We start from the raw sequence: 17,676 nt of genomic DNA on the forward strand, positions 1-17,676 counted from the left end.
GCCGTTTCATGCACACCGGCCACCTGCATGACGATCAGCCCTACCACACCTCTTGCACGGGCCCGGTGTAGGCGATCAACTCTGTGTTGATTAAAGCATCTGTAGGCAGGGTCATGTCATGGCCGGTGGACAGTATGCGCTTACGATCGTCCTTCCGCGAGTTTTTAACGGCGAGAACAGGTGTGAGAAAAGCCCGTCAGCCACGCCGTACCCCCCGCGAGCGCTGTTTCCAAGCTACGGGCGACAATGAGTAAAATACGGTCGCGTTCGTGCCTTCATAATGCAGCGGTGCATTTTTCGGGTACCCAGAGCACGTCGCCGGCGCCGCAGTTGAATACCTCGTCGCCCACGCGCAATCTGGAATTGCCTTCGAGCGTCATAATCAGCTCATCATAAAGAACGTCCACGCGATCGACATTCGTCGAACCGGGCAATGCCTGCACCCATTGACTTGCTGATTTCCGGACCGACCAAACGGCTAATCGATGCCCCTTTGCGGATCGTCGCGATATGCCTCCAAGTCGCGATTACCGGCGTTGAAGTGTATTATGCCAAACAAGTGCTACTTCCTGAGTCTACCAATTCCGCATTTGCATTAGGTCCTTCAGTAAAGAGCCTATTTCAACCTCACCGGCCGGTTCAGTATTTGAGCATTCCCGGAGTGGATGCTGCTGACCGTTTAAAACGATATGGACCCTGGGGTCGGCGATACGGCCCTATCCGGTCGTGGAATCCGCTTCCTTGCCAACATTGGAGGGCGCCGCCGATAGCCCTCTTCCAGGCTGTGTCAGGCGAGAACTGCACAGCCTCGTCAACCAACTCGGATCGCGTTCCGGCACTGAGCCAAGCAATGTGCGGGTATAGAGCGATTCAGGAAAATCCAGCACCCTGCCCTTCGGGCCGGCCTCCACTATGCGACCGGCATGCATTATCACGACATCATCGGCGATTGCGCGGACAGTCGAAATATCATGAGTGATAAACATATAGGCCAGACCAAGCTGGGATTGTAGATTGTCGAGAAGTTTTAGAATTTCCTCGGCTACAATTTGGTCAAGAGCGGAAGTCACTTCGTCGCAAATGATCAACTGCGGCTCTGCCGCGATCGCTCTGGCAATCCCGATACGCTGCTTCTGTCCCCCTGAAAGTTCGGACGGCAACCGGTTTATGAAACCATCTGGCTCGAGCCCGATCAGATCAAGAAGTTCGCGTACGCGATTGCGCAGAGCCTGTCCCCGCAGCTTCAGGTACATCTGCGCCGGGCGCGCGATCAGTTCACCAATCCGCAGTTTAGGGTTCAGCGCCGTATCTGCCATCTGATAGATCATCTGGATCCGTCGAAGCTGATCGCGGCTGCGTTTGCGGTATCTGGCGGGCAAATGATCGCCTGCCAAGTGAATACTGCCCTGTGACGCTGGTTTCAGGCCGGTAATCACCCTCGCCAATGTAGATTTCCCTGAACCGCTTTCGCCGACAACAGCCACGGTGCGGCCACTGTGAAAGTCTAGATTTATGTCCTCCAAACACAAGAACTGGCCGTAAGCGGCGCCGACATTGCGTATTGAAACGAGCGGAACACTGGTCGATTTGACTTCGGGACGGGGTATCCGGTTGTATTCCCTGACAGCCCAGAGGGAGCGAGAATAGTCCTCGCGTGGGGCGTTCACCATCTCCGCGGTATCGGCCTCTTCCACCTCGTGGCCGTGCCGCAGGATCTTGATCCTGTCGGCCATTTGCGCCACCACCGCCAGGTCATGGGTGATGTAGATCGCCGCAGTGTTATGTTGCTTGACGATGTCACGTATCGCGGACAGAACCTCAACCTGGGTTGTCACATCCAGCGCCGTCGTGGGCTCGTCGAAGATAATCAAATCTGGGCGGCAGGACATGGCCATGGCGGTCATTGCTCGCTGCAGCTGGCCGCCTGAAACTTGGTGCGGATAGCGAAAGCCAATACGCTTGGGATCTGGTAACCGCATGCGCCTGTAAAGATCCAACGCATCCTGAGTGGCCAATTCACGTGTCATGACGCCATGCTGGACCGGACCTTCGATACACTGTGATATCAACCGGTGGGCTGGGTTGAAGCTGGCTGCTGCCGATTGCGCCACGTAAGCAATCCGGCGTCCAAGTATCGCGCGATGTGCAGTTTCTGACAGACCGAGAAGATCGATTCCGTCAAAGTGGATGGAGCCTCCTGTGATCCGGCATCCATCACGGGCATAGCCCATTGCAGCAAGACCTAACGTCGACTTGCCCGCACCCGACTCACCGATAAGGCCGAGCACTTCGCCTTTCTTCAATGTCAGATCGACACCCTTTACGATCGATGCCCAGACATCGTTCGACCGAGCCTCGATATGTACGTCTTTCATCACCAGTAGCGGGCTATCCGCAGACATATCCGGCATTGGCTTACTCCTTTAAGCCGCTGGCGAGATGCAGAAACCAGTCAACTACGAAATTCACTGAGACCGCGAGCAACGCGATGGCCCCGGCGGGCAACAGCGGCGTCAAATCGCCGAAGGTAATTAACGCCGCATTGTCTCGCACCATTGAGCCCCAGTCAGCCATCGGTGGCTGTATCCCGACGCCGAGGAAGGAAAGGGCCGAGATCGAAAGGAAGACAAAGCAGAAACGCAGGCCGAACTCAGCGACAAGCGGCGCCAACGCATTGGGAAGGACCTCGCGGAAAACGAGACGAAATAGACTTTCACCGCGGAGCCGAGCCGCCTCAACGAAATCCATCGTGACGATGGTCTGCGCCACCGCACGTGCCACCCGGAAGACCCGAGTTGAATCGATTACGGCAATTACCAGCACCAGCGAAACTATCGACGTGCCGAAGATTGTAAGCAGCAGCAATGAGAAGATCAGCGCCGGAATTGCCATCATCACATCGACAAGCCGGCTCGAAAGTTGATCAACCCAGCCGCCCAGCGTCGCGGCCAGCAACCCGAAGGTCGAGCCCAGCACGAAGGCGATCACCGTGACGGCGAAGGCGATACCGACCGTATTGCGTGCGCCATAGATGAGCCGGGTGAACATGTCCCGACCCAGATTGTCCGTACCAAGCAAATTGGTCGCGCTCCATGGCATGAACTGATCAGCAACCACCTCACGTTCGGCAAACGGCGCAATCAGCGGAGCGAGAATCGCGACACCGACGTAGAGGAGGATCATCAGCATGCCGAAAGATGCGGCGACCGGCGCCTTGCGGACCGCGATCCTGACATAGCCAGTGGTGCAGCGCGTCAAGATCCAACGAAACGACCATCCTACCGTCGTACCGAGAACGATTGCAAGGGCTCCCCAAGTCAGGAACATGACAAGTGTCATTGGAACAGCCTTCACTTGGCGTGCAGCAGTCGCGGATTTGTCAGAATCGACAGCACATCCGCTAACAGATTGATCAGCACGTACGTGGCGGCAAAGATCAGCGCGATGGATTGAACTACCGTCATATCTCGTCGCGAAACCGAATCCACCATCAGCTGCCCGAGACCCGGATAGACGAAGACGACCTCTACGATGACGACACCAGTGATCAGATAGGCGATGTTGATCGCGACCACAGTTATGATCGGGGCCAAGGCGTTTGGCAGCGCATGAGTTACGATGACGCGCAAAGATGACATGCCCTTCAGCCGCGCCATTTCGATATAGGGCAAGGCTAACAGATTGATGATAGCGGCCCGCGTCATCCGCATCATGTGGGCGGTAACCACCATTGTCAGGGTCAACGCCGGCAAAAAGGCGCTGTAGAGATAGCCACTAAGCCCTCCCCCGGGTGTCAGCCGCGTCATTGAGGGAAATATCCCGGTCTGGGCCAGCGCGCAGATCAAGATATAGGCTACGAAGAATTCCGGGAATGAGATTGCAGTCAGGGCAATGCCGTTAAGGAGTCGGTCCGGCAGCGTGTTGCGTAAAAGCGCCGTAAGCACCCCGAGGCCAATAGCGAATGGAACCGCTAGGACAATGCTGTAGGTCGCCAAATAGAACGTGTTCTCCAGCTGCGGGTGCAGCAGTTCGGAGATCGGCCTACCACTGGCAAGTGATTTGCCAAAATCCCCCGTCACCGCACCGCTAAGCCATTTCAGGTAACGGACGTAAGCCGGCTGATCGAGACCCAGCTCGAGCCGTAAAGAGGCAAGCGTTTCCGGCGTCGCCGACTGGCCCAGCATCGCTTCGGCGATATCCCCCGGGAGCAGCTCGGCCGCCAGAAAAATGACCAGCGAAACGAGAAAGAGTGTGACGAAACCAAGCGCCAGTCGTTGAAGTATCAGATTGCCGATTTTGTGCATTTGACCCTCTCGCGGAACATCTTCGAATACGCCAGAGCGGCGGAAAGCTCCTGCTTTCCGCCGCGCTCCGTTTCAGATTGCAATCCCGAAGGGTCAGGCAAAGGACCAACGTTCTAGGCAGCGCGCGCCGTCCATCTCCGCAATCCCGGACACGACCGTACTCGGAACCACCGACTTGTTTGCCGCAAAAACAAAATCGGCGAACATCGGGATGACGACACTGTATTCGTCGCTGACCAGCTGCTGGATATCGCCATAGATCTGACGCCGCTTTGCCTCGTCAGCCTCGCGCCGCGCCGCCTTGATCAGATCCTCGACCCGAGAATCGCTCATCCCCGATTCATTGCTGTCCGAGGCCTGCGACCAGGCCATGGTTAGGATGGCGTCCTCAGTGGGTCGCCCGCCCCAATAGCTAGAAAAGAATGGCGTTTTCATCCAGACATTGCTCCAGTAGCCGTCATTGGGAGTACGATCGACGGCAATGTTGATCCCACCTTTGACCGCCTGCTCCGCATAAAGTACGCTGGCATCCACGGCACCTGTGTACGCCGCATCCGCCGTGCTGAGCTTCACATTGAGGCTGTCCATCCCGGCCTCTTTCAGATGGAAACGTGCCTTGTCGGGATCATAGCTGCGCGCAGCGATACTGGGATTATGGAAGCGGTAATCCTGCGAGATCGGCTGGTCATTCCCGACACTGCCGAAGCCATAAAGGATCTTTTTCACCAACTCCTCACGTTGGACGCCGTATTTGAGTGCTTGACGCACATGGACGTTGACGAAGGGGTCGAGCGAGCCATTTGCAGTGAAAGCGTAATAGCGGCGGCCGGGGGTATTGCCGACGAAGATATTCGGCGAGCGCTTTAGCAGCTGAGCGGTCTTGGGATCGACGCGGTTGATCAGGTCGACTTCGCCCGAGACCAGCGCGCTTTGCCGAGCGACGGGATCGGCTATACTAATCAGTTCTATGGAATCGAAATTGCCCTCTTTGTAAGAATCCGGATTGCGCTCCAGCGTTGCGCTGATACCGGCTTGGAAGTTGCGCAGCAGATAGGGACCTGCACCTACGTCAAACACCGGCTTGCCGTCCTCGAACGGCATGATGCCCATGGTGTAGTCGGCGAGCGCGAAAGGAAAGTCGATATTGCCCGCTTCGAGCGTGAAGACCACCGTCTCGGGACCATCGGCCTTGATATCTGTGATCTGGGCAAGCAGCGCGGTCATGCCAGATGCGCTGTGGCTCTTGCGTGTCAGGTTCACCGTCGCGATGACATCCTCAGGGGTAACGGGTTTGCCATTGCTGAACTGGATGCCCTTGCGAAGAAGGAAGGCCCAGGTGGCATGTCCATTCGATGGCTCGAAGGATTCGGCGATCTCTGGGGCTATACTGCCATCGGCCAGAACCTCGACCAAATTGCCACGCACCGAGCAACCGATTAGATACATAAAGATATCGGTCCAGTTGCGCGGGTCCAGCGTATCGGACGTCGAGCCGCCGCCCACCCCGAAGCGCAGCTTGCCGCCTTTGCGCGGCGCAGCGCGGGCGGAAAGCGGCATTAGGAGGCCACCTGCGGTAGCCGCGAAACCTGCCGCTGCTCCAATCAGCACCGAGCGACGAGTAAGGCCAGAGTTCGGGATTGTCGTGTCGTATTCATTTTTCATTTTTATCTCCTCTCTGGTGGTTTCAGTGCTTACGCTGGTCCGAGTTCAGTCCAGCGGAAGTGGGTTCTGCCGGCCGAGACCGAGCATGTTTCGAACCTCGGCCGGGCCGAGAAGGCGGACGCCCAATGCCCCGACCAGATCGGCGGCGCGCGCAACCAGTTCTGCATTGGTCGCTAATCGTCCCTTATCGAGGTACAGATTGTCCTCAAGGCCGACCCTGACGTTACCACCGGCGAGGATTGCCGCGGCGACAAAGGGCATCTGGTCCCTCCCCAGCGAAAAGGCTGACCACGTGCAATCCGGCGGCATTGCGTTCACCATCGCCATTAGGGTATTCAGGTCATTGGGAGCACCCCATGGCACTCCCATGCAAAGCTGAATCAGCGCCGGAGACGGGATCACCCCGTCGGAAAGCATCCGCTTCGCGAACCACAGATGACCGGTATCGAATATTTCTAGTTCCGGCCGCACTCCCAAATCCGCGATGATCCGGCCCATGGCCCGCAGGATTCCCGGCGTGTTGACCATGATCAGATCGGAATCGCCGAAATTCATCGTTCCGCAGTCGATGGTGCAGATTTCCGGGAGGCACTCGACGATGTGCGCCAGCCGTTCGCCCGCGCCAATTAAATCTGTGTCTGATGCGTCTAACGGAAGCGGCTGTTCCTCTGAACCCAGAACCAAATCTCCGCCCATGCCGCAGGTCAGGTTCAGCACGACATCGACATCCGCGCTGCGGATCCGGTCTGTCAGCTCGCGGTAAAGCGCCAGATCGCGAGAAGGCTTGCCGCTTTCGGGATCGCGGACATGGCAATGCACAATTGCCGCGCCCATCTGGGCCGCTTGAACGGCATCATCGGCGATCTGTTTCGGGCTGCGCGGAACATGCGGGGACTTGTCCTGCGTATTACCAGAGCCGGTAACGGCACAGGTGATAAAGACCTCGCGGTTCATTTCCAACGGCATTTCAGCATGGTTCCTCTCGCTGGTGATTGTCTCCGCGTCACGCTGGCAGCTAGTTTTCCTATGGTCACGATGCCGCCTTCCAAGCGATTGGGCGCGAGGTTGCGGTTATGCCACCTCCTTAGGGCGCAGATCGCGAATAGCATTCCCGGCGCTTTCGGGCCGGGGCAGGGTCGCATGGGCCGCAGCCAGCCGCTCCAGCGCCGCCCCCACGTGCGGCAAAGGCGGGCACACCGCGCGGGTGGCCAGATCGACATGGAGGATCATCACCTCCACCGTGGCGGAAAGCGTGCCATCAGGCGCGAGGATCCTATGGAAAAGATGCGTTTTTTTGCCCTGCGCAAAAAGCACCTGTGTCCTGACAGTGATCTCGTCGCCCTGATGCAGTTCGGAAAGGTATCGGATATGGCTTTCTGCCGTGAAGTGGCTCCGGCCGGCAGCGATATACTCTTCGGTGACGCCACAGCTTTCGGTCAGCGCATCCGTCGCATTCGAGGCGACCTCAAGATAATGCGCCTCGTTCATATGCCCATTCGCATCTGTCCACGTCGGCGGAATGACACGCCGTGTGGTGGTTACCAGCGCCTCATCATCCTGGCCGAAGGTCAGTCCTGCCTCATGAGTACGGACGGTGGCGCCCGCGCCGACCCGCTGCGCCTTCAGCGCCCGGATTAGTGCGACCAGGCTGGCATCGCGGGCCTCCTCCATCTGCGCGATGCTACGCCCATTCGACTGTGCATCGGACTGCTTGGCAATGCGCTCGATCAGTGCCTGGTCCAGCTCCGGCACATCCATCAAATGGGTCAACGGCTCCGCCAAAGACGGCCCGAACTGCGCGAGAAAATGACGTATCCCAGCTTCACCGCCACCCAGACGGTAGGAGTCGAACTGCCCCATCTGCGCCCAGCGAAGGCCAAAGCTATGAAGGATCGCCTCATCGATCTGGGCGGTGGTCGCGATGCCGTCTTTGACCATCCACAGTGTTTCGCGCCATACAGCCTCCTGCAGGCGGTTGCCTATGAAGCCGTCTACTTCCCGATCCAGCACTAGCGGGTGCATCCCGACCGAGGTCAGAATTTCCGCCGCATGCGATTTCAGCGCCGCCGGCGTCAAATCTGATCCGACGATTTCGACCAACGGCAGCAGATAAACCGGGTTGAACGGATGGGCGACGATCAGTCGTTCCGGCGCGGCGCACAGCTTTTGCAGCTCGCTCGGGCGAAAGCCCGAGGTCGACGAGGCGAGCACCGCCCCGTCCTTGAGATGCGGCTCGATCGCCGCGTAAAGCGCACGCTTGAGTTCCAGTCGTTCAGGGGCACTTTCCTGAACCCAGTCGGCTCCCGTCACCGCGTCGGCAGTTGTAGGCGCGTAGTTCAGCTGCCCCGGTGGCGGAAGCACACGGTCGTATAGCGCGGGCAGGCTCGCCCGGGCATAGAGGAGCACCCGCTGCATCCGGTCCGCTGCCTCGGGCGAAGGGTCGAAGACGCAGACATCAAAGCCGTTCAGCAGGAACCGCGCGGCCCAGCCAGCACCAATCACGCCGCAGCCGATGATCGCGATCTTCATGTCACGCGACTTTCCTCGAGAGGACCGCAACCGGAACGATCAGTGCATCAACGGCGACTGCCCCGCATTCCGTGACCATCACCGGATTGAGGTCAATCTCAGCGATCCGGGTGCTGAGGCCGGCGCAAAGCTTTGAAAAGGCGCTGAGGGCGCGGGCCGCCGCCTTCATGTCACGCGGCGCATCACCCCGCACCCCATCGATCAGCCGCGCCACTTTGAGGCCACGGATCATCGCCTCGGCTTTTTCCGGCCCGAACGGTGCCCGGGCAAAGCGGCGTTCTTCGAAAAGCTCGACCAAAGTTCCGCCCGGCGAGACCATGATCAGCGGTCCGAAGTCCGGATCCACGACGCAGCCAAAGGCCAGTTCAATGCCTTTTTCGGTCATCTTTTGCACAATCACACGCGAGCCGAGGCGCCGCGACAGGTCCGCGTAGGCCGCCCCGAGTTCTGTTAGATCGCGTAGGTTTAATACGACGCCGCCGGCGTCACTTTTGTGGTCTATCCCCGCGGCGGTTTTTAGCACCAGCGGGAAGCCTAGGCTTGCCGCAGCCTCGTGAAGTTCTGCGACGTTTTCGCAGATCACGCTTTGCACGGCCTCAACGCCAAAGGCCTGCAGCAGATCCAGGCTGGTAAATTCATCCATAGGCGCGGCAAGCTTGGCGCTCCAGCGGGCAAGCATCACCTCATCCGACCCGGTCATGAAGGGCTCGGCGGTTTCGGCTGGTTGGTTGGCCCAAGCTTGGAACCTGCGCACCGCTGCCATCGTCGGCCCGGCACCGTTCAGGCAGGGCACGCCCAGATCGGCCAACTCGTCGCCAAGACGGCGGTTATTGGCCTGGCCAAAGCTGGTATAGACGAAGCAGGGCTTAGCGGTCAGGTCCGGCAACGCTTTGGCCAGTGCGAAGACCCCTTCCTGATAGATATAATCGTCACGGAAATCCGCTTCGAGGCCCAGCATCGAGACTTCGGGTGCCGCAGCGAGAATACCCAGGCCGCGCTCGAAGACCTTTGGGAAGTCTTCCGTCAGATCCGTTGCACAATCGAGCGGGTTGGACGGTTCCAGCTCTGGCGGCAGCGCAGCGCGCAGTGCCTTGCGGGTCGCCTCGCTGAAGATGGCAAGAGGCGTTCGCGTCTCGCTGGCCAAATCCACCTGCAATTCGCGCAGACCGCCGCTGTCGGTCACCAGACCCACACCGCCCGGACCGGGCTTGCGGCCAGTCGAGCACAGCAGCGCCGTATTCATCAGATCATCGACCGTATCGACCATGATCGCTCCGCATTCTTCGAACACCGCCTCATAGGCCGCGTTCGACCCAACCAGAGCCCCGGTATGCGATCTGGCAAGCCGGGCACTTTCTTCAGTCCGCCCCACCTTGCAGACGACAACCGGAATACCGCGCGCCCGTGCCAGGCGCAGGCTGTCGATCAGCCCCTGCGGATTGCGCGCCGCCTCCATGAAGACCGCGATGGCGCGAGTGGTATCGCGGCTGGCCGCATAGGCGATGTATTCGTCAATGGTCGCCCCAATCTCCTGCCCCGGTGAGACCATCAGATCAAAGCGGTAACGAGGATCGTTCATGCCGAGAACAGTGAATACGCTACCGGAATGCGCGATGAGCGAAATCCCCCCCGGCTTCAGATGACCTGCGGGATAGAAGCTGGCGACCGCACCGCTGCGGGTATTGATGAATCCCATGCCCGACCCGCCGCAGACCGGGATGCCCGCCTCGGTGGCGATGGCGCGCAACCGGGTCAGTATCGGGCTGCCGTCGGCCGCTTCGCCATGACACGTATCGAAGATGACCGCCGAGCGCGCATTTTTTTCGATCGCCTCTATCAGCGCGCGCTCAAGATTGGCGCGGCCGACACCCAGCACCGCCACATCGGGCGCATGATCAAGATCGCGGATCGAGGTCAGCGCCTCACGACCCATAATTTCACCGCCGCGCGGATTTACGAAGCTGATCGGGCCAGCGAATTCTCGCGAAAGCGTAGAAGTTGCTAGACGTGCGCCAAAGGATCCGGCCTTGGCTGAGGCCCCGACCACAACCATCGAGCGGGCCTCGAACATCGGGGAAAGTCGATGTGTCATGATCTTAGCCCTTGAACGTCGGATCGCGTTTTTCGGCAAAAGCTAGCGAGCCTTCACGGAAATCATCCGAGCGCAGCATCCGCTCATAATGGGGCATATCGCTTTTGCCGACCCAGGCGCGGCGCACCGCAGCGTGAGACGCCTCGACCGAGGCATGGCCGTAATGGCGCATATATTCCTTAAGTGCGGTGGCAACCAACGGCGCGCCCTGCGCGATGGTGGCGGCAATCTCGCGAGCATGATTCATCAACTGATCCGCGGGTACGACGTCACGCACGAGACCCCAATGCTTGGCCTCATCGGCGTACATCTTGCGACCTGTCAGAATCAGATCCATCGATACGTTCCGAGGGATACGGTGATGCAGTTTCTGGATGGCCCCGCCATCCGGCAGGAAGCCCCGCTGCATTTCGGGCAGCCAGAAATAGGCGTCTTGGGCACACACGATCACATCGCCGCCAAGCGCAAGCTCGAAGCCGCCCCCGATCGCCCCCCCGGCCAGGGCGACGACTACCGGTTTGTAAAGGCCGAAGAATTCGGGCAGCCCGCCTAGCCCGCCAGGCCCAAGATCGAAGCCCTGCTCGGCATGGGCACTTTCGCCCGCCACGAAGGCTTTCAGGTCCCAGCCCGCTGAGAAAATATTCTTCGCGTTGCCGGCACTGGACAGAATAGCAACGCGCAGATCGGGATCGTCATTGAGCCGGGAGAAGGCGGCATACATCTCGCGGCTCAGCGAAAGATTGATCGCATTGACAGGCGATCGCTTCATAGCCACTTCGAGAACCGGGCCGTTGATTGTTACGTCTAGCTGCGTCGATGTGCCGCTCATTAGGTTGCCTCATGCTGGTATTGGGGATCCACCCCTTCTATGTCATGCAGATTCTCCTTGAATTTGGCACCATGCGGCCCGAAAACAACGTTGTTTCGATTCATCATGACATGAAAAGGATTCATAGTGAGATATTGGAAGCACATCCCGCCGATGAAATCTTTGCTGGCGGTGGAGGCCACCTCGCGCCATGCGAGCTTCTCGGCTGCGGCCGAGGAGCTGAATGTCAGCCAATCCGCCATCAGCCATGCCGTCACGGCCGCCGAGGCCTTTCTCGGTGTCCAGCTGATCGACCGCACGACGCGCCCGATCAGCCTGACGACCGAGGGCAAGATCTATATGGCCACGTTGACCAATTGCCTGAACCAGCTGGCCAACGAGGGCGGCGCCCTCCGCCGGTCAAAAACGCGCAGCGCGCTGACGATCTCCTGCAATCTGGCTAATGCAAATTACTGGTTGCTGCCCCGGCTGAAGCTGTTTCACCGCGAATATCCGGAGCTCCAGGTGAATCTGGTGACGACCTATCAGGGCTTGGCATCCCTTGATGACGGCATCGATATCGCCGTGCGCTTCGGCGATGGTAACTGGCCCAATTGCACTCCGCATCTGCTGTTCCGGGAAAGGATCGTGCCGGTGGCCTCGCCCGATTATCTGGAACGCAATCCGCCGGTGCACAAGGCCGCCGATCTGCTTGACCATACCCTGCTGCATGCCGTGTCGCTGGAGCGGTCTTGGTATGACTGGAGCCAATGGTTCGAGCAGTTCGGCCTTTTGCCAAATGCCGGTCTACCCGGCCCCAGCTTCGACAATCACCTTCTGATGATGCAGGCCGCGCTCAGCGGGCGCGGCGTGGCGCTTGGGTGGATCGGGACAGCTTATGAGTTCATCCGCCAAGGTCAACTGGTCAAAGTCATTGACCTGCCCGTGATCCTGCGGGAAGGGCTTTATGTTGTCATCCGCAACCGCCGCGATTCGCAGATCGAATGTTTCGTCGACTGGATCACGTCCATGACCGCCGCAGAATCCGAGACGCTGCGCGCACCTTTCTAGGTAATCGGCGTTGGTGATGGGTCTCGGGATCGGTTTCCTTATCACCGTCCCGAACGTGACCGCGTCGCGTGTGCAGAAGCTTGATCAACACGACCGTCTTCCATGCTTGGCGCTCTTTCGGTTTCAGTTGGCCCGGAGCGGAGCAATCGCCTTCTGAATGCTGGCGATAAGAGCGTCGCGCTGCGCGGAGAGGTCAGCCGGAGATTGCCCGTTTGCCTCCTGTTTAACGCCGGAAACGAGAGTCTCCGCCAGCGCCGGATTTAGGTGAAGCACACCAAGATCATCCCACCAGCGGTTAAAGCTGTCGGTGTAGCGTTCGCAGAACGCTGCGAGGCCGCCCTCTCCCGCACCGAGGTGGAAAAGCATCGTTGGACCCATGGCGGCCCAGCGAAGTCCGGGACCGGCCCACATAGCCTTATCAACGTCCTCGACGGAGGCAACACCTGTTTTGACGAGATGGATCGCTTCGCGCCAGACGGCAGCCTGCAGACGATTAGCGACATGGCCTGGGACCTCGCGGTTGACGCGAATGGTAACTTTGCCGACAGCAGCGTAGAACCGCTCCGCGTCCTCGACGACGCCCTCGGCGGTCTGGTCATTGCCCATGACCTCTACGAGCGGAATGAGATGCGGTGGGTTGAAGGGATGACCGAGCACGAAGTGTGACGGATTGCGCCAACCTCTCTGCATCTCCGACAGCGTCAGCCCCGATGCAGAGGTAGCGACCACGGCGCCGGGTGCGAGATGTCTTTCGATTTCACCGTAGAGAGCGTGCTTTATCGCAAGCCTTTCAGGGACATTTTCCTGCACAAATGATGCGCCTTCAACCGCTTCAGCTGCGGATTTGCAGAAGCGGACGCGGTCGGGGCTGCCACCCTTGACCAGCCCGATCTGTTCGAGTGTGAGCCAAGCCCGTTCGACGTAGTCCCGGACGCTTTTCTCCGTGTTCGGGGAGATATCATGAACCGCGACGTCCCGGCCGGATCCGAGGAATAGGGCTGTCCAGCTGGCACCAATAACTCCAGCCCCGAGGACGGCGGTGTTCTTAAATTCAGTCATTACAGTATCCCAGTTTGGAGTAGAGGGCCAGTCAGCCCACCGTCGTTGGTAAACAACTGCGCGGTGAAGATGGATGCCTGGCCCGATGGACCAGCTTCCTGTCTATTAGAAGATCTGCCTGCATGGTTAGAATGCCACCTGGTCGCCGCCCTTGAGACCTAGACGTCGACGCGCCTCGTCGGGGGTTGCGATTGTTCTTCCGAGGTTCTCGACGATTGATCTGATCTTACGCACTTGCTCGGCACTGGATTTCGCTTTCTGACCGGGTCCGATGTAGAGGCTGTCCTCCAAGCCGACCCGCAGGTTTCCGCCGAGCAACGCAGCCTGTGTCGTGAATGGAATCTGATGTCTGCCGGCGGCAAGCACCGACCATTCGTAATCGTCGCCGAAAAGTTTGTGAGCGATAGTATGCATGTGCACGAGGTTGTCGAGATCGGGACCGACGCCGCCGAGAATACCGAAGACCATCTGTACGAAGAATGGGGGCTTGATCCAACCCTGATCAATGATCCATGCAAGGTTGTAGAGGTGGCCTAGGTCGTAGCACTCGAACTCGAACTTCGTGCCGTGACCTTCGCCGAGTTCCTTTATAGTGTACTCGATGTCGGCAAAAGTATTGCGAAATATGAAGTCCCGGGTGGATTCAAGGAATGCGGGCTCCCAAGAGTGCTTCCAGTCCTTGTATTTTTGCATCATTGGGAAGATGCCGAAGTTCATCGAACCCACGTTGAGAGACGCCATCTCCGGGCTTGTCCTGGCGGCCGCTCGGAGGCGTTCCTCCCGAGTCATCCCAAGGCCTCCTCCCGTGGAAACATTCAGGACTGCGTTGCAGGACTGCTTGATGCGCGGCAGGAACTCCATGAAGAGGTCTGGGTTAGGATCGGGCTTCCCGTTTTCGGGGTTTCGGGCGTGAAGGTGGATGATCGCTGCTCCAGCCTCCACAGCCTCAATGCTCGCCTGGGCTATTTCAGACGGAGTGATCGGCAGATGCTCTGACATCGTCGGCGTGTGAATACCGCCCGTGGGTGCACACGTGATAATAACAGATTTAGACATATTCATAGCCTCTTTTGCTAAACTTGATCCGAAAGGTCGCCGTCGTGCTGCAGCTTGGGTTTTGGCGTAAGCTTCGAGAACGACGGTATGGGACGCGTCGTCAGAAGCCCGTTTGGATGGCTGCGAATTCCTCCAGTGACAGCAAATGGTTATAGCTGCCGCCTCCTATCCGCCTCTCTAGTACTGCAGCTTCGCGCCGATACCAGTTACCGTCTGTGCGCAGATCGCCATTAATTTAACAATTTCCGCCTTCGGGATGTAGCGATTGACTCGACGGAGATTCGATCGCAAATAGGTACGATCCACAGAGAACCGTAGGCGAGCGATTACCTCGGACGCACACAGTAAAGGACGAGCCACCTCACCGACAGACGCGGACATACGGTCTCACCGCCGCCAAATACAAGCGCACGATCTCTTTCTCTTTGAATTACCGGCACGGGCCCGTAATATTCGAATTAGATCCTCAATCAGATCACTCGCTCTGACGCGATCAAAGTGTCGCTATTTGGGTTCATAAAGAGGTTTCGCCCATCCGGTGATCGCCTCGGCTTGTTCGATCTGATCGACGTTGCGGGCCGCGGTGAACGCTGCAAACTTCGTCAGGATCGGAACCCGTCGATAGATGCTGCGTAGTGCATAGTCCTCCTCGCACAACGGTGTCACATACTGGTCTATCTGTGCTCCGAGCCAACAAGCAATGATCCGATCGTGTGCGGATTGGTGAAAAAGTGCCCCAACATGACGACTGGAGGAAGGCGAAGAACCAGTCGCTGCGGTTGTTTCCCCGGAAGCGGTCGATCTCGGGAAAATACAGCGGCAGGTAGTGGTCAGGATACGGTGCTGGATTTCGGTCTTGGCCCTGGCGATCGCTTCATGTGTCTTCGACAGTTCCTGCACGTCGTTGATGCCGACCCGCCGCGGATCATGGTAGACCTGCGTCGTCTGGATCCTGAGCATGTGCAGGATCACCTGGGCATCCTTTGGATCGTTCTTGCCCCAGCTATTGTGCAACGCTTCTCGTGTTCGGGCCAGCGCCAACGACGATACCAGCCGCACCTAAAAACCCGCTTCAGCTAGGCGCCATACTATCGGCCGGTGATAGTTCCCGGTCGCCTGAAAAGCGCAGACCACAGATCGGTCGTACGCCTGCAGCACTTCGATCAGACGGTCGTGGTCAGCACGGGTGTTGAGGAGACGGCGACCTGCACGATCAGCGGCTCATCGAGCCCCATCTCTCCATGCACCTGCGCCGGCATCTCCGGTGTTGCTCGCGGGCCGAGCAAGACCGCCGCCTGATCGCCCGGCACCGAATGGATCATCAGACAGAGCAGCGTCATCGCGGTCACGATAATCGCGACCGCGAAGACCAGTCGCTTACAGAGTTAAACCACATACCTACGCCCGACGCCGCCGCTTAAGCCGAAGCCGGCTTGAAGTCGAGGAAAAGCGGATCCCCGTCTGGACGGGTCCCGACCTCTGCAATTTTGCTCGTCCGGTACATCATCGGCGCCGCATCGTTGGTCAAGAACCGATAGCAGCCGGAATCTTCCATGAGATCCTGCATCTCATAATAGAGCTTTGCCCGCTCGTTCGGATCCTCGATCGTCAGCGCCTTGGCACTGAGCTCGTCAAAGCGATCATTGCGGAAACGTTCCCAGTTCCAAACGCCCACTTGGGGTTTGGTGAACCAGGAGGTCTCATAGTGGGGATCCGGCAGGCCGATAAAGTCGTTAAGAATAAGCTGCGCATCCTTCCAGCGATCGCCTTCCGATTCCATGCCGAGCGTCCAGAACGAGCCCGAATCCTGGAGATTGACTTGGACCGTGATGCCAATCTGCGACAATTGCGCCTGAACCGTCTGGGCGATGGTCGAATAAGTGGCCTCGTTCAGACAGTCGAGCGTTAGCTGCAAGTCACTGACACCGGCCTTCTCCAGGAACTCCTTGGCCTTGGTAAGGTCGCCTTCCGGTAAAACCAGCGCCTTCTCGCGATGCCCGATTAGACCCGGCGCGATGGTACCCGTCGCCACGTTGGCTTGGCCGGCATAGGCAGCATCCAGAATCTGCGGCACATTGATCGCCCATTGGATCGCCTTGCGGACATTAATGTCCTTAAGCTTCGGGTGATCCATGTTCATTCCGAGCCAGACATAGCCAATCGAGGGCATCACCTCGATTTTGGTATTGGGTGGCGGATTCCTTTTGAAAGTCGCAAGCGAATCCAGACTGATATGAGTGAAATCGATGTCGCCCGCCTGATAGGCGCGTTCCGCCGTCTTATCGTCGCCGATCGGCAAGATTCGGATCTCGTCAAAACCCGGCTTCGGGCCGGACCAGTCCGGATTGCGCGTTAAGAGCACATACTGGTTCGACTTAAAGTCGGCAAGCACATAAGGCCCGGAGAAGGCCGGTGGCTTCATGCCGAAATTATTCCCGTCCTTGGTTGCTTTCATTACCGCCTGCTCGGAAACGATATGCCCGACACCATATGGGAAGGTAATGCTCCAGACCGGCACGAAGGGCGTCTTAAAGACGATCACGCCGGTATGATCGTTCTCGACCTCGACATGGTCGAATGGGCCTAAGTCGGGGATGTCCACTGACTTATACTTGATGACGCGTTCGAGGGAAAACTTGACGTCCTTCGCGGTCAACGCGCCATAGCCACCGGTGAATTTGATGCCCTTCTTTAAATGGAAACGGATATGGGTGGGGTCGACCTGTTCGATCTTTTCTGCCGCCTCCAACTCCCAACCCCATTCGGAGCCCGGCTTGAAGCGCGTGAGCTTGGAATAAAGGCAGTTCATGGCGTCCACTTCCGAGCCCCTCGTGTAGAAGCCCGGATCGAATGTGGTGAAGTCCGTGCGGCTACGCACTTTGAGCACTTTGCCCTCTGCTGCCCAGATGGCCTGCGAGAGTGGCATACCGGAAGCGAGGATACCCCCGCCGAGCGCGGCGCCCGTTTTGAGAAAAGTTCGGCGGCTCAGATCGCCCGCAAAATTATTCATGATCGATTCCTCCCTTTCTGTGTGCGATTTCCCGTTCGGAGCGGGGTCGCTTTCGTGTTGGTTGATCCCGCGCCCTGAGATCGCA

General features: G+C 58.5%; 14 protein-coding genes and 1 pseudogene. 1 reads left to right on the forward strand and 14 read right to left on the reverse strand.

Annotation, left to right across the window (positions count from 1 at the left end):
• Positions 1 to 275: 275 nt before the first annotated feature.
• The 9 genes from NKJ89_RS15685 to NKJ89_RS15725 all read right to left on the reverse strand — a co-directional run bounded on the left by NKJ89_RS15685 (position 276) and on the right by NKJ89_RS15725 (position 11,416).
• Positions 276 to 443 carry a hypothetical protein gene (locus NKJ89_RS15685; RefSeq protein ID WP_352603664.1) on the reverse strand — a complete coding sequence of 56 codons (168 nt, stop codon included), beginning with the start codon at positions 441 to 443 and terminating at the stop codon, positions 276 to 278.
• A 273-nt stretch (positions 444 to 716) separates the two neighbouring features.
• Positions 717 to 2,411, reverse strand: coding sequence for an ABC transporter ATP-binding protein (locus NKJ89_RS15690; protein ID WP_352603666.1), 1,695 nt, complete (start codon positions 2,409 to 2,411; stop codon positions 717 to 719).
• A 4-nt stretch (positions 2,412 to 2,415) separates the two neighbouring features.
• Positions 2,416 to 3,189, reverse strand: coding sequence for an ABC transporter permease (locus tag NKJ89_RS15695; protein WP_352603899.1), 774 nt, complete (start codon positions 3,187 to 3,189; stop codon positions 2,416 to 2,418).
• Between the two features lie 161 nt (positions 3,190 to 3,350).
• Complete coding sequence (locus tag NKJ89_RS15700) at positions 3,351 to 4,304, reverse strand: ABC transporter permease (protein ID WP_352603668.1); 954 nt, start codon at positions 4,302 to 4,304, stop codon at positions 3,351 to 3,353.
• Positions 4,305 to 4,397: 93 nt separating this feature from the next.
• Entirely contained in the window at positions 4,398 to 5,966 is a 1,569-nt protein-coding gene (locus tag NKJ89_RS15705) for an ABC transporter substrate-binding protein (protein WP_352603670.1), read from the reverse strand.
• Between the two features lie 45 nt (positions 5,967 to 6,011).
• Complete coding sequence (locus tag NKJ89_RS15710) at positions 6,012 to 6,932, reverse strand: beta-keto acid cleavage family enzyme (RefSeq protein ID WP_352603672.1); 921 nt, start codon at positions 6,930 to 6,932, stop codon at positions 6,012 to 6,014.
• 105 nt (positions 6,933 to 7,037) lie between these two features.
• A complete protein-coding gene (locus tag NKJ89_RS15715) occupies positions 7,038 to 8,495 on the reverse strand; it encodes a carnitine 3-dehydrogenase (RefSeq protein WP_352603674.1) in 1,458 nt (485 codons plus the stop codon).
• Position 8,496: 1 nt separating this feature from the next.
• Positions 8,497 to 10,587: an acetate--CoA ligase family protein gene (locus tag NKJ89_RS15720; RefSeq protein WP_352603676.1), complete on the reverse strand. Its 2,091-nt coding sequence runs from the start codon at positions 10,585 to 10,587 to the stop codon at positions 8,497 to 8,499.
• Between the two features lie 4 nt (positions 10,588 to 10,591).
• Positions 10,592 to 11,416: an enoyl-CoA hydratase-related protein gene (locus tag NKJ89_RS15725; RefSeq protein ID WP_352603678.1), complete on the reverse strand. Its 825-nt coding sequence runs from the start codon at positions 11,414 to 11,416 to the stop codon at positions 10,592 to 10,594.
• 153 nt (positions 11,417 to 11,569) lie between these two features.
• Here NKJ89_RS15725 and NKJ89_RS15730 point away from each other — a divergent pair, with 153 nt between their 5' ends.
• Positions 11,570 to 12,466 carry a LysR substrate-binding domain-containing protein gene (locus NKJ89_RS15730; protein ID WP_352603680.1) on the forward strand — a complete coding sequence of 299 codons (897 nt, stop codon included), beginning with the start codon at positions 11,570 to 11,572 and terminating at the stop codon, positions 12,464 to 12,466.
• 123 nt (positions 12,467 to 12,589) lie between these two features.
• Here the strand turns inward: NKJ89_RS15730 and NKJ89_RS15735 are convergent, their stop codons facing one another.
• The 5 genes and pseudogenes from NKJ89_RS15735 to NKJ89_RS15755 form a co-directional block, all read right to left on the reverse strand.
• Positions 12,590 to 13,525 carry a 3-hydroxyacyl-CoA dehydrogenase NAD-binding domain-containing protein gene (locus NKJ89_RS15735; RefSeq protein ID WP_352603682.1) on the reverse strand — a complete coding sequence of 312 codons (936 nt, stop codon included), beginning with the start codon at positions 13,523 to 13,525 and terminating at the stop codon, positions 12,590 to 12,592.
• A 126-nt stretch (positions 13,526 to 13,651) separates the two neighbouring features.
• The gene (gene kce, locus NKJ89_RS15740; protein WP_352603684.1) at positions 13,652 to 14,581 is read right to left on the reverse strand and encodes a 3,5-dioxohexanoate:acetyl-CoA acetone transferase; all 930 of its coding nucleotides are present in this window, start codon (positions 14,579 to 14,581) and stop codon (positions 13,652 to 13,654) included.
• A gap of 747 nt (positions 14,582 to 15,328) precedes the next feature.
• Positions 15,329 to 15,784 (reverse strand): annotated as a pseudogene (locus NKJ89_RS15745) (IS110 family transposase); the annotation flags it as partial.
• Entirely contained in the window at positions 15,745 to 15,921 is a 177-nt protein-coding gene (locus tag NKJ89_RS15750) for a hypothetical protein (protein ID WP_352603686.1), read from the reverse strand. The gene NKJ89_RS15750 and the pseudogene NKJ89_RS15745, both read right to left, overlap by 40 nt.
• A 77-nt stretch (positions 15,922 to 15,998) precedes the next feature.
• A complete protein-coding gene (locus NKJ89_RS15755) occupies positions 15,999 to 17,591 on the reverse strand; it encodes an ABC transporter substrate-binding protein (protein ID WP_352603688.1) in 1,593 nt (530 codons plus the stop codon).
• Positions 17,592 to 17,676 lie beyond the last annotated feature (85 nt).

The organism is Mesorhizobium sp. M0047, assembly GCF_040323315.1.
Classification (GTDB): domain Bacteria; phylum Pseudomonadota; class Alphaproteobacteria; order Rhizobiales; family Rhizobiaceae; genus Mesorhizobium.